Raw genomic sequence first — 12,472 nt, 5'->3', positions numbered from 1 at the left:
TTCGCCTCAGCCGCGAAGCAGCCCTCGCAGTGTCTGGATCGTGTCGGCCTCGGCCGCCGTCTTGTCGTCGCGGTACCGCTTGACCCGGGCGAACCGCAGCGCGATGCCGCCGGGGTACCGGCTCGAGCGCTGCACGCCGTCGATCGCGATCTCGACGACGATGCTCGGCTCGACCCACACGGTGTGCTCGGTGCGCCGGGTCTCGATCTGGGGGAATCGCTCGGTCTGCCAGCGCAGCAGCTCGTCGGTGAGCCCCTTGAAGGTCTTGCCGACCATCACGAAGCCGCCGGGTTCGCCGAACTCGCCGACGGGGTCGAGTGCGCCGAGGTGCAGGTTCGAGAGCCACCCCGTGCGCCGGCCCGACCCCCACTCGCACGCGAGCACCACGAGATCGTAGGTGAACACGGGCTTGACCTTGATCCAGCTCGACCCGCGCCGGCCGGCCGCATACGGCGAGCCGATCGCCTTGACCACGACGCCCTCCTGCCCCGCGGCGAGCGCGTCGCGCGAGACCTGCTCGGCGACCTCGGGGTCGGCCGTGACCTCACCCGGAATGCGGTGCGCCGACGCGATGCGCTCGAGCTCGGCGAGCCTGATCGAGAGCGGCTCGTCGAGCAGGTCTCGCCCGTCGACGTGCAGCACGTCGAAGAACCACGGATGCAGCACCGTCTCGCTCGCGGACTCGGCGCCGAAGCTCGACATCGTGTCTTGGAACGGCCGGGGCGCGCCGTCTTCGTCGAGCGAGAGCGTCTCGCCGTCGAGGATGACGTCGTGCACCGGCAGCCGCCGCACGACGTCGACCACCTCGGGCAGTCTGCGGGTGACGTCGGCGAGGTTGCGGGTGAAGACGCGCACCTCGTCGCCGGCGCGATGCACCTGGATGCGCGCGCCGTCGAGCTTGTACTCGACCGACGCCTCACCCGTGGTCTCGAGCGCGGCCGCGGCGCTCGAGGCGGTGGCGGCGAGCATCGGCAGCACGGGCCGGCCTACGACGAGGCCGACGGCCGCGAGCTCGGCCTCGGTGCCGGTGAGGGCGAGCCGCGCGGTCTCGCCGAGGTCGCCCGAGAGCATCGCGGCACGGCGCACCACGCCGACCGGGCGATCGGCAGCACGGGCGATCGCATCGGTGACCACGCCCTCGAGCGCGCCCGTGCGCACCTCGCCGAGCAGCACCCGGCCGATGAAGCCCTGCTCGCGGTCGGTCGCTCCACCGATCAGCTCGGCGAGCTCACGCGCCCGCTCCCCCGATGACCCGGCACCGGATGCCGCGGCCAGCCGATCGAGCACGGCATCGAGATCGCCCACGGTGAGCGACGGCTCGGCGGCCGGCTCGCCGGTCGCGGCCGCGACCCCGCGCCATCCGACGCCCACGCGGCCCTGCCGCGGCTTGCCCACGAGGAATCCGACGGCCGGTGCGATCTCGTCGGGTTCGAGCCGGCGCAGCAGCTCGGCCAGCGCGCCGACCTTCGCGAGGCGCGAGCGGGTGGAGGCGACGGTGTCGGCGGTCAGCGCGAGTTCATCGAGCAGCACGGGGCCAGTCTCCCACCGGCGTCCGACACGCGGGCTGTGGCCGACGATCGATCAGCGCGTGCCGACTCCGTACGCCGAGACGAAGACGCGCGCGGCGTGCGCAGCGTGGCGCCGCAGGGCTGCGGCATCGGGGATCGCCCCGTCGCCGAGCAGCATCGCCTCGTTCATGGGAGCGCCCATGATGAGCCAGTTGAAGGTCGTCGCCGCCTCGACCGGGTCGTCGACCGAGAGCAGCCCCCGGTCGGCGAGCGCGGACATCGTGACGGCGAGCGAGCGGATGGCCCGCGCCGGACCGTGCTCGTAGAGCGCCCGAGCCAGGTCGGGAAAGCGCTCGACCTCGCCGATGACGAGCCGGCGGAGCTTCAGGAGGCGCGGCGTCATCACGACGGCGAGCTCGTCGGCGGCGTAGCGGGCGAGGTACCCCGCGACATCGCCGTCGGGTGCCGGGTGCTCGTCGAGGTCGTGCAGGCCGTCGCCCGCTCCGGCGGTCATCGACGAGACGAGTGCGACGAACAGGGACTCCTTGCTGCCGAAGTGCGCGTACACGGTCTGCTTCGAGACCGCCGATCGCTCGGCGAGCTCGTCCATGCTCGTGCCGAGGAACCCGTTTCGCAGGAAGAGCTCCTCCGCTGCGGCGAGGATGGCGCGGCGCTTCCGCTCCGAACGCGTCGGCTCGTTCGTGGTGGACATGCCTTCCTCCCTTGACGATCAGTACTAGACAGTCTAGTTTGATAAAATCACACTGGTCAGTCCAGTTCGACCGGGTCGCACGAGGATCACGTCTCAGGGAAAGAGGAACCACATGTCCGAGTTCGTCGTCTCCACTGCCGGCGATCGCATCGCCTTCGACCGTCACGGCACCGGGCCGGCGCTCGTGTTCGTCGCCGGCGCCGGCCCGTGGCGGGCCATCGATGCCGAGACCACGAGCACCGCAGAGCTCCTCGCCGGCCTCGGCGTCTCGGCGATCGTGTACGACCGCGTCGGCCGCGGCGAGAGCGCCGCCGAAGGCACGATCACCCTCGACCGCGAGCTCGCGGCGATCGAGGCGCTGATCGACGTCGCCGGCGGCAGCGCGGTGCTCTGCGGCCATTCCTCCGGCTGTTCGATCTCGCTGCGCGCCGCAGTCGCCGGTCTCGCCGTCGACGGCCTCGCCCTGTGGGAGGCGCCGCTCGCCCCGCCCGACAGCGGCGGGCGCGAATGGGCCGACGAGGTGAACCGCCTGATCGACGCGGGCGACGACAGCGGCGCACTCGACGCGTACATGCGCGACATGCCGCCCGAGATCCTCGAGATCGTCCGCAGCATCCCCGCCATGATCGATCAGGCGCCGAGCCTGCGACCCGACGGCGAGTCGCTCGCCTGGGCCGAGTCCGCGCCGCACTCCGAGCTCTTCGGCGACATCCGCGTGCCCGTGCTGGCGATGGTCGGCGAGCAGACCTACGACATCATGACCCCCGCCGCCGAGTCGATCGTCGCGGCGATCCCCGGGGCGGCGTGGAAGACGATGCCGGGCAGTGAGCACGGGTGGGAACCCGAGTCGATGGCCGCAGAACTCGCCGCATTCGTGCATGCTGCCGCCGGTCGGGCGAGCGCACGAACGCCCGGCCGGTGATTCCGGGCCGGGCGTTCGCGCTGCGGGCGAGCGGATGCCGCGGCATCCGTTCGCTCTGCGTCTATGCCTGCGGTGCTGTGCCTGCCGCCTGCCGACGACGTCGGACGGTCAGCACCGTCGCCACCGCGCCGAGCGCGAGCAGCACGCCGGCGGCCCACAACGCGGCGGATGCCTCGAAGCCCGTGCTCGCGAGGTCGCCGCTCGCGCCTCCGGCGCCTGCGGAACCGTCGCCATCCGTGCCGTCGCCGCCCCCGCCGGTCGCCGCGGCGCTCACCTGCACCGGCGCCCAGCCGATGAGCGTGCCGTCGGCGGCCTGCACCACGAGCCGGTGCTCGCCGGGTGCCGTGGCGGCCGGAACGACCGTCGTGAACTCGCCGCTCGCGTCCGCCGTGGCCGAGCCGAGCTGCGTGGGCTCCGAGTACAGCCAGGCCCAGACCTCGGTGCCCGACTGCTCCTCGCCGAGGCCGACGGTGAACGGAACACCGACGGTGACGTTCGCCGGAACGGTGACGCCGCCGCGGGTCTCGTCGGTCAGCTCGGCAGGGTCGACCGGCTCCGGAGCGGTGCCCGGCTCGGGGTCGACGGGTGCTTCGACGCCGGCCTCGGTGACCCACTTGCGCCCGTCGTCCTTCTTCGTCACCGTGAACTCGTCGTACACGGCGCCGACAGGCAGGTCGGTCGTCGCGGCCGAGGTCTTCTCGGCGAGGTACGAACGGTAGACGAGCGTGTCGGCCGAGACGTCGATGACCTGGTAGGTCGTGACGCCCGCACCTCGCAGCACCTGCGTGGCGTTGTTGTTGGTCCAGACGTTCTTCTCGTCGGACTCGAGGTCGTAGTGCTTGGCACCCGAGTTCGAGACGATGTAGACCGGCCCGTCGGTGATGCCCGGCGTCTCGGTGACGTCGTCGTTGTTGTACCCGCGGGCGTACGTGTGGTCGTGGCCCATCATGACGAGGTCGATGTCGTGCTTCTCGAAGATCGGCACCCAGAACTCGCGCAGCACGGGCTCGTCGCGCCCGGCCGAGGTCGAGTAGACGGGCTGGTGGAAGGTCACGACGTTCCACTTCGACGGGCTCGACTCGAGCACGTAGTCGAGCCAGGCCGCCTGGAACTCGGTCCAGAGCCGGGCGACCTTCGTCGACGGGCACTCAGCGCCGGCGCAGCCGGGCAGGGCGTCGGGCGTGAGGAAGGTCGTGTCGCGGGTCGCGTTCAGCGTGATGAACCGCATGTCCTGGTAGTCGGTGAAGTACACGGTCTCGGCCGCGAACTGCGTCCAGTGCTCGAAGTACGCGGCGTACTGCTTCGCGACATCCGTGTCGCCGACGGCGAGGTCGGCGAGGTCGCCCGTGGTCGCGGTGGTGGGGTTGTTGTGCGGGTACTCGAAGTTCGCCTTCCACGACTTCAGCAGCTTGTCTCCCGAGTACTCGTGATTGCCGGGCGCGGCCATGACGTTCGTGGTCGCCGCAGAGGTCTCCATGCCCGTGAACCAGTTGAGCCACTCGGTCTCGTTGCTGCCGGTGTTGATCAGGTCGCCGGCGTGCACCGAGCCGATCGAGTCGGGTGCGGTGGCCTCGGCCTGGCGCACGACCGACGGCCACGTGGTGTCGAGGCCGATCTGGGCGTCGCCGTAGTAGACGAACTGGAAGTCGCCGTCGTTCGGGTCGGCGGTCGTGAACTCGTGCCAGTCGCTCCAGGCCCCCTCGAGTCCGACGCGGTACGTGTAGGCGGTCGCCGGGGCCAGCGCGTCGACGGTCGCCGAGAAGTGCTGCTTCGGGTTACCGTTGACCGTGCCGGCCGCATACGCGTCGACGGTGCGGACGTCGCCGCCCGCCGCCTTCCGGATCTGCACCTGGCCGCTCGTGTGCGAGACGTCACCGGCGAGCCACGAGAACGATTGCGAGGTCTCGGGCGTCTCGGTCGGCGTCATGATGACCCGCGTCGGCGGCACCGCGACGGGCACCCCGGGCTCGCCCGCCGGCAGCAGCCGCAGCGAGGTCACGTCGAGGTAGATGTCCGAGCTCGTCGCGCGGTCCTGGTAGAGCGCGATCGCGACGGTGTTCGTGCCGTCGACGAGCACGTCGCCGTCGACCTCGAAGCGGCCGGGTGCCGGGTCGGAGGCGCCGGAACCCGCGTACTCCACGTTGGTCGTCTCGGTCACCCGGCCGTCGTCGAAGCCGGCGACCCGCTCGCCGTTGATCCACACCACGGCGCCGTCGTCGTAGATCAGGTCGCCGACGATCGATCCGACCTCGTCGGAGACGCCGGCCCCGAGGTCGAAGGTCGTGCGGAAGAAGAAGGTCGGAACGTCGGGCGCGGCCGTGCCGTCGAGGTACTGGTTCAGCAGCGTCTTCGGCGTCTGCGGGCCGACGGGGGCGAGCTTGCCGCCCTTGGCGCCGAAGCTGCCCTTCGCCGACTTCCAGGCGCTGTCGTCGAAGCCGGTCGTGGTCCAGACGCGCAGCGGGGTGGCGCCGCGCGCGGGGTCGCTGCCGTCGTCGAGGTACTTCCAGGTGGTCGTGCCGGTCGAGATCACCGGTTCGGTGGGCACCTCGGTCGCGGCGAGCGCCGGGAGGGGCGCCGCGAGCGCACCGGCGAGCATGGCGAGCAGCGCGGTCGACACCGCACCTCGCCTCCCCCAGCGCATCGCGTTCTTCGTCGTGGTCATGTGAGTCCTTCGTCGCAGGGTCGGGCGGGCATGCTCGCGCGCGGCCCTCGTTCGCCCGGCCGGCGGTCGAGGGTCGCGCGTCGATTCCCTCCGTCATGCAATCGGGTGCGGATGTCGCAGAGCTGGCCCCGAGGCGACCGCGAGGTGAACTGCGACTGCTGCCGGGCGTGTCGCACGTCGCGCCGTATCCTGAACCGGTGGAGCTGACGTTCGGCGGCGAGATCTGGTACTGGCGAGGTCCGGCGCCGTGGCACTTCGTCACCGTGCCCGACGACGAGAGCGCCGCCATCGAGTCGGTCGCGGCGCTCGTCACCTACGGCTGGGGCATGATCCCCGTCGCGGTGCGCATCGGCGGCAGCGAGTGGCAGAGCTCGCTGTGGCCGAAGGACGGCGGGTACATCGTGCCGATCAAGGCGTGGGTGCGTTCGGCCGAGCGGCTCGAGGTCGGCGACGCGATCGAAGTGCGGCTGACGCTGGGCGTCTGAGCCTCAGCGGACGGCCACGACCTGGTCGGATGCCGCGGAGCCCTCGGATGCCGCGGACGCCGCGGACGCCTCGGAGCCTTCGGAGCGCAGGAAGCCGTCGACCGCCGCGGTGAAGGCCGCCGCGTCGTCGAGCCACGGGAAGTGGGCCGCGCCGGCCTGCACCGTGAGTGTCGCCCCGGGCAGCAGGGCTGCCATCTCGGCGACCATCTCGGGCGGCGAGTTGAGGTCGGTCTCGCCCGCGACGAGCAGCACCGGGGCCACGAGTGCGGCGAGCGCCGCACGTGTCGCCTCGGGATCGAACGCGCCGTCGGCGGCGAAGACGGCCGCTGCCTCGTCGTTGCGATGACGTTCGTCGGCGGCCCGGTGCGCCTGCGCCGCGGCATCCCACCGCCCGTAGCTGAAGGGGTCGATCGCCTGCCAGTCGTCGCCCTCACCCGCCACGATGTGCTGCAGCGCGGCGTATGCCGGGGCGAACCACGGCTCGCCCGACCGGAGCTGCGCGACCGCGAGGCGCATCTCGGGCGTCACCGTCAGGCCGAGCGCCGCAGCGCTCGGGGTCACGAGCACGAGCCGGTCGATGCGCTGCGGGTACCTGGCCGCGTACATGACGGCGAGGTTCGTGCCGGCCGAGTGGGCGAGCACGTCGAGCCGGTCGACGTCGAGGTGCTCGCGCAGCGCCTCGAGATCGTCGACGAGTCGGTCGCAGCGGTACGACGAGAGGTCGGAGGGGACGCCGGAGGCTCCCGTGCCCCGGGGATCGAACATGATCAGCCCGCGGTGCGCCGCGAGGCCGCCGAGGTCACCCAGGTAGCGGGAGTCGTGCATGGGGCCGCCGGGCACGCAGACGAGCGGCCGCGCTGCCGCCCCGTCTGCATGCACGTGGTAGGCGAGTTCGGTTCCGTCGAACGCTGCGAAGGTGGGCATCCGACCGATACTCGCAGCTCCCGCCGGCAGCCGGGGAGGTTGTCCACAGGCGGGCTGCCATGAAGCCGGCCGTCACCGAACGGGCCTGCGCCGGCGGGCGGCGCCTACCGGGCGGCGTCGCCGTCGGCGTCGCGCTTCAGCCGTTCGAGCTCCGCACGGCGCTGGTAGTACTCGATCTCGCGATCGAGGTCGGCGAGCTGCTGCTCGGTCGTGCTGGGCTGCGGCGTCGGCGGCGCGAGGGGTACTCCTCCCCAGATGCGTGGCCTCGGCCTCGGGGAGCTCTCAGGCGAACCTGAGAGAATGCAAGGAGTCCTCACGAATGGCGTCATAGCCGCTGACGGCCACCGTCTCTCCAGTGAGACGGTTCCTGTCTCGAACGAAACCCGACATCCGATCCCCCCGGAGACCCGTGAATCACCGCTCTGCTGCGCGCCCGCGCACTCGTTCCATGCTGCGCTCCATCTTGGGCGCCACCACCGCGACCGCCCTGGCCCTCGCCGGTGCGGTCACGCTCGCCGCTGCCCCGGCCGCCGCCGCCCCGACCGCTGCCGCCCCGGTGCCGTTCTGCCCGCCGGCCGGCGAGATGCCGGGCATCGGCAACGTGCCCGCCTACACCGACTCGAACGTCGCGGTCTTCGCCGGCGGCGACTACCTCGCGACCGGCAGCTCCGCCGAGTCCGAGGGCCTGCTGCTCGTGCAGGGCGATGCCGTGTTCGACAAGACGAACGGCGGCGTGTTCAACGTGGGCGCCGTCGGCGTCGGTTCGGGCATCGTGCCTCCGGGCGGTTCGACGATGCTCGCGGTCGGCGGCGACCTCACCGTGGCTCCGACGACGAGCGTGCACGTGGGGGCGAACGTCGACGGGGGCGGCGCGGTCGCCGCGGGCGGCGCGGCCACGGGCGCCTTCGACCTGTACGGCGCCACCCTCACCGTCGACCTCGGCCGGGCCGCCGCGATGGCCCCGAACGAGGACTTCCAGTCGGTCGTCGATGACACCTCGACGACCCTCGGCGCGCTCCCGGCGACCGGCACGACGTCGATCGCCTTCGGGCGCGTGACCTTCACGGGCACCCCCGGCGACGCGATGCAGGTGTTCGACGTCGACGGCGCCGACCTCGCCTCGACGTTCGAGGTGTTCTTCGAGGCCATCCCCGCCGATGTGCCGATCCTGATCAACGTGACGGGTGACACGATGTTGTTCGCACCCAACTACTTCGGCCTGAACGGCGAGCGCGTCGACGCCTTCTCGAGCCCGAACTTCGGCAACGCCGCGTCGCGCATCCTCTGGAACTTCCCCGCTGCCTCATCCGTCGCCCTCCTCGGATCGAGCCAGTTCATGGGTTCGGTGCTCGCACCGAACGCGTCCATCGAGGTCACCGCGAGCACGAACGGCCGAATGCACGTCGGCGGCGACCTGACGTATTCGGGCGTCGGCAACGAGCACCACAACTACCCCTGGTCCGGCGGCGGCTCCCTCGGCTGCGGCGGCGGCTTCAGCGCCGCCAAGGTCGTGACCGGCGGCGGCGCGTCGCTCGTGCCGGACGACACGGTCTTCACCCTCGCCTACGGTTACGAACTCGACGGCCGGCAGGTCACCGGCACGCTGTCGCTGCGTGCCGACGGCACCGTCGCGAACGGCCCCCAGGGCCTGCCCGACGGCACCGTGGTGCACCTGACCGAAGTCGACCTGCCGGCCGTTCCGGGCGTGCAGTGGGGCCCCGCGACGATCAGTCCCGACGTCGTCACGATCGCCGCCGGCGAGGTCGCTCATGTCACGGTCACCAACACCGCGAACACGAACGCGCCGAGCGCCGTCGGCGGTTTCTCGGTCGCGAAGGCGCTCGGCGGCGAGGCAACTGCGCTCGTTCCCGGCGACACCGAGTACACCGTGCAGTACCGGTACGAGCTCGACGGGGAGACCGTCACCGGCACCCTGACCGTGCGCGCCGACGGCGTCGCGGTCGACGGACCGCAGGGCCTGCCCGTCGGCACGGTCGTCGAGTTCACCGAGATCGACCTGCCCGAGATCGACGGCGTCGAGTGGGGCACGCCCGTCTTCAGCCCCGAGACCGTGACGATCGCCGACGGCGCCTCGACCCTCGTGACGGTCACCAACACGGCGACGGATGCCCCGGTCGTGCCGACCCCGATCGACCCGACGCCCGAGACTCCGGGCGACGACGGCACTCCGGGTGACGGGTCGGGTCTCGCGAGCACGGGCGTGCAGGCCGTGCTGCCGGCGCTCCTCGCGGTGCTCCTCGTCGCAGCCGGCATCACGGCACTGGTCGTGCGCCGCCGACGCACCGCCTGACGCGGCGCCTGACGAAGGACAGATGCCTCGGGGCTCGCCGGCCCCGAGGCATCCGCCCTCGTCGTCGAACCCGGCCGGCGGCCTCAGCGCGCGACGATGCCGGCGACCTCGCCGACGCCGCGCATGAACCCCTCGAGGTCGGGCTCGTCGGAGGTCGGCTGCAGTACGACGGCGTCGACGCCCGCGGCGAAGTAGCGCTCGGCGACCTCGGCGACGGCCGAGGCATCGCCCACCGCGGCCGTGCGCTGGTCGTCGGGCATGTTCCATTGCGTGAGTTCGTGGGCGACCCGCGCTTCGGCGTCGTCGCCGCCGAATGCGGCCATCAGGTAGACGACGACCTCGCTGCGCCCGTCGCGACCGGCAGATGCGCGGCCGGCCGCGATCGCGGCGACCGCCTCGGCCGCCCGCTCGGCCGTGGTGCCTCCGGTGAGCACGGTGCCGTCGGCGACCTCGCCCGTGAGATGCAGCGTCTTCGGGCCCTCGCCCGCCGCGTACACGAGCGGCGTCTCGGCCGGCGGCCAATCGAGCTGCACGCGGTCGAGCTTCACGTAGCGGCCATCGGCGGTGACCTCCTCGCCGGCGAGGAGTCGCCGCAGTGCGGGCACGTACTCGCGCATGAGCGTGAGCGGCGACGCGACCCGGCTGCCGGTCTGCGCCATCCAGCGCTGCACGCCGTGGCCGACGCCCGGCGAGAACCGGCCCGGGAACATGCGCTCGATGGTCGCGATCTCCATGGCGGTCACGGCGACGTTGCGCAGCGGCATCGGCGCGACGCCGATGCCGACCCGCAGCCGCTCGGTCCACGCGAGCGCGGCGGCCGCGGTGGCGAACGCCGACTGCTGGAAGCAGTCCTCCCAGAGCCACAGTTCGGGCACTCCCCCTGCCTCGGCCGCCTCGACGACGGCGCGCAGCCGCTCGGGTGGGAATGCGGGTTGGAAGATGGCTCCGATTCGTCGCATGACCTCACTCTCGCAGCATCCGCAGACACCACGAGCCCGTTCGCGGTCGGGCATGATGGGCGCATGAGCGATTCCGCACCGACCACCGCCCAGAGCTCGACGACGAACTTCCGGCTGCTCGGAGTCATCGCATTCGTCATCGGCGCCGGCGCCGTCGTGATGACCCGGCTCCTCGGTCTCGTCTCGCCGTTGCTGATCAGCACGGGATTGTCGTCGGCGTACGAGCTCATCAGCGGATTGGGGCTCCTCGCCAACGGGCTCTCGCTCGTCTGCGGCATCGCGGCCCTGGTGCTCGGCATCATCGTGCTCCTGCGTCGTGACGCACCGAAGGGGTTCGCGGCTGCGGGCGCGGCCCTCGGCGGCGCCGAGGTGCTGAGCGCGTTCATGGGATTCGGCCAGGCCGCGTTCTACTCCTTCATCTGATCGCCCGGCGCGCCTGACCTTTCGACCCAGATCGAAACACTGGCGACGGATGCCGCGGCCCCCGAGTCTGTTCGAAGGGGGTGCCGCGGCGGCATCCGTGAAGGGAACCAGATGTCATTCCAGGCCTACCTCGACAACATCGAGAAGAAGACCGGGCTCACGCCACGGCAGTTCGTCGACCTCGCGACCGAGCAGGGCTTCGGGCCGGGCACGAAGTCGGCGCCCATCGTGGCCTGGCTGAAAGCGGACTACGGCCTCGGGCAGGGCCACGCGATGGCGCTCGTGCACGTCATCACCAAGGGCCCGAAGATCAGCACCAAGCATGTCGGCACCGACGGCGCGCACAGCGACGCCACCGACACCCTCTGGCTCGACGGTGCGGCGACGAACCCCAACGGGTAGCCCTGTCGGCCGATCGAGCGCGGCGGCTCAGAGGTCGTCGGGCTCGACGATGCGATCGTGGTTCCACGGCTCGGTCCAGCCGAGCTCGTCGAACATGCGCGAGAGCACGAGCGCGGTGAACCCCCAGACGACGCGACCGCCGACGCTGAAGGCGGGCGAGCGATACGCGCGGCCACTGAACACGTGCTCGGTGTTCGCACGGTTCGCGGGGTCGAGCATCTCGCCGACCGGCACCCGGAACACCTCGACCGACTCGTCGTGGTCGACGGCGGCGACCTCCGACGGGCGGGTCCACCAGGCCGGCACGGGCGTGACGAGGTGATTGCTCACGGGCACGGGCATCGGGGGCAGCGTGCCGAGCGGCTCGATGCCGTCGACGTCGACATCGGTCTCCTCTCGGGCCTCGCGCACGGCGGCGGCGACGGGCCCGGCATCGGATGCCTCGAGCCGCCCTCCGGGGAAGGCGATCTGCCCCGCATGGCTGCCGAGGGTCGCCGCGCGGCGCAGCAACAGCACGTCGAGGTCGCGCGGCACCGTTCCGCCGGTGCCGCTCGGCACCGAGTCGAGCACCCCGAAGAGCACGAGCACCGCGGCCGGACGGAGGCCCGAGACATCCGCTCGGTCCTTCGGCCGTTCGGGGTGCCACTCGAGGCCGCGCTCGCACAGGGCGATGAGCTCGGCACGTGCATCGGCGACTACGGTCATGGCCCCACCCTATGGGCCGCCCGTGTCAGCGCCGCGGCTCGGCGGTCGACCAGATCGCCAACGCCACGAGCAACGGCTGGAAGAGCAGGCGGATGCCCCGTGCACGATCGGAATCGAGGCCGAATGCGGCTCGCTTGTCGGTGAACTGCGCGATGTTGCCCGGGAACACGGCGACGAAGAACGCCGCGACGATCCAGCCGATGCGCCGGCGCTCCCTGGGCAGCGCGACGAGCGCCCCGCCCAGTCCGATCTCGACCGCGCCCGATGCCACGACGACGCCGTCGGCATCCATCGGCACCCACGACGGCACTTGCGAGCGGAACTCCTTGCGCGCCCAGAGGAGGTGGCTCACCCCGGCGAAGACCAGGCCCGCGGCGAGCGCGATCCGCGCGATCGTGCGGGGCGTGGTGCTCGTGGGAACGTCGCTGCGTGCCATGTCGACCTCCGGTCCGATGCGTA

General features: G+C 71.8%; 13 protein-coding genes. 5 read left to right on the top strand and 8 right to left on the bottom strand.

Annotated features, from left to right (window positions below):
- Window positions 1–6: 6 nt before the first annotated feature.
- Both BJY17_RS16595 and BJY17_RS16590 read right to left on the bottom strand, forming a co-directional pair.
- A complete protein-coding gene (locus tag BJY17_RS16595; RefSeq protein ID WP_179552345.1) occupies window positions 7–1,530 on the bottom strand; it encodes an ATP-dependent DNA ligase in 1,524 nt (507 codons plus the stop codon).
- Window positions 1,531–1,581: 51 nt separating this feature from the next.
- Complete coding sequence (locus BJY17_RS16590; protein WP_179552344.1) at window positions 1,582–2,220, bottom strand: TetR/AcrR family transcriptional regulator; 639 nt, start codon at window positions 2,218–2,220, stop codon at window positions 1,582–1,584.
- A gap of 112 nt (window positions 2,221–2,332) precedes the next feature.
- Between BJY17_RS16590 and BJY17_RS16585 the strand changes: the two genes are divergently transcribed.
- Window positions 2,333–3,142 carry an alpha/beta fold hydrolase gene (locus BJY17_RS16585; protein WP_179552343.1) on the top strand — a complete coding sequence of 270 codons (810 nt, stop codon included), beginning with the start codon at window positions 2,333–2,335 and terminating at the stop codon, window positions 3,140–3,142.
- Window positions 3,143–3,203: 61 nt separating this feature from the next.
- On the opposite strand, the gene BJY17_RS16580 is transcribed toward BJY17_RS16585, so the two are convergent.
- A complete protein-coding gene (locus BJY17_RS16580; protein WP_179552342.1) occupies window positions 3,204–5,804 on the bottom strand; it encodes a purple acid phosphatase family protein in 2,601 nt (866 codons plus the stop codon).
- A 197-nt stretch (window positions 5,805–6,001) separates the two neighbouring features.
- On the opposite strand from BJY17_RS16580, the gene BJY17_RS16575 reads away from it, so the two are divergent.
- On the top strand, window positions 6,002–6,289 hold the full coding sequence (locus BJY17_RS16575; RefSeq protein WP_179552341.1) for a DUF1905 domain-containing protein: 288 nt from the start codon (window positions 6,002–6,004) through the stop codon (window positions 6,287–6,289).
- Between the two features lie 3 nt (window positions 6,290–6,292).
- On the opposite strand, the gene BJY17_RS16570 is transcribed toward BJY17_RS16575, so the two are convergent.
- Both BJY17_RS16570 and BJY17_RS16565 read right to left on the bottom strand, forming a co-directional pair.
- A complete protein-coding gene (locus tag BJY17_RS16570; protein WP_179552340.1) occupies window positions 6,293–7,213 on the bottom strand; it encodes an alpha/beta fold hydrolase in 921 nt (306 codons plus the stop codon).
- Between the two features lie 104 nt (window positions 7,214–7,317).
- Window positions 7,318–7,530, bottom strand: coding sequence for a hypothetical protein (locus BJY17_RS16565; protein ID WP_179552339.1), 213 nt, complete (start codon window positions 7,528–7,530; stop codon window positions 7,318–7,320).
- A 131-nt stretch (window positions 7,531–7,661) separates the two neighbouring features.
- Here BJY17_RS16565 and BJY17_RS16560 point away from each other — a divergent pair, with 131 nt between their 5' ends.
- Complete coding sequence (locus BJY17_RS16560; RefSeq protein WP_179552338.1) at window positions 7,662–9,524, top strand: choice-of-anchor A family protein; 1,863 nt, start codon at window positions 7,662–7,664, stop codon at window positions 9,522–9,524.
- A gap of 83 nt (window positions 9,525–9,607) precedes the next feature.
- Here BJY17_RS16560 and BJY17_RS16555 read toward each other — a convergent pair whose 3' ends face one another.
- Window positions 9,608–10,483, bottom strand: coding sequence for an LLM class flavin-dependent oxidoreductase (locus BJY17_RS16555; protein WP_179552337.1), 876 nt, complete (start codon window positions 10,481–10,483; stop codon window positions 9,608–9,610).
- A gap of 63 nt (window positions 10,484–10,546) precedes the next feature.
- On the opposite strand from BJY17_RS16555, the gene BJY17_RS16550 reads away from it, so the two are divergent.
- A complete protein-coding gene (locus BJY17_RS16550) occupies window positions 10,547–10,906 on the top strand; it encodes a hypothetical protein (RefSeq protein WP_179552336.1) in 360 nt (119 codons plus the stop codon).
- Between the two features lie 111 nt (window positions 10,907–11,017).
- Window positions 11,018–11,308 carry a DUF4287 domain-containing protein gene (locus tag BJY17_RS16545; protein ID WP_179552335.1) on the top strand — a complete coding sequence of 97 codons (291 nt, stop codon included), beginning with the start codon at window positions 11,018–11,020 and terminating at the stop codon, window positions 11,306–11,308.
- 27 nt (window positions 11,309–11,335) lie between these two features.
- Here the strand turns inward: BJY17_RS16545 and BJY17_RS16540 are convergent, their stop codons facing one another.
- Together BJY17_RS16540 and BJY17_RS16535 are read right to left on the bottom strand one after the other, a co-directional pair.
- Entirely contained in the window at window positions 11,336–12,013 is a 678-nt protein-coding gene (locus tag BJY17_RS16540) for an NUDIX hydrolase (RefSeq protein WP_179552334.1), read from the bottom strand.
- 25 nt (window positions 12,014–12,038) lie between these two features.
- Entirely contained in the window at window positions 12,039–12,449 is a 411-nt protein-coding gene (locus BJY17_RS16535) for a DoxX family protein (RefSeq protein WP_179552333.1), read from the bottom strand.
- Between the last annotated feature and the right edge of the window lie 23 nt (window positions 12,450–12,472).

Source organism: Agromyces hippuratus, assembly GCF_013410355.1.
GTDB classification, from domain to species: domain Bacteria; phylum Actinomycetota; class Actinomycetes; order Actinomycetales; family Microbacteriaceae; genus Agromyces; species Agromyces hippuratus.
The sequence above is the reverse complement of the archived record's forward strand: the minus strand, read 5'-3'. Positions and strand labels throughout refer to the sequence as shown.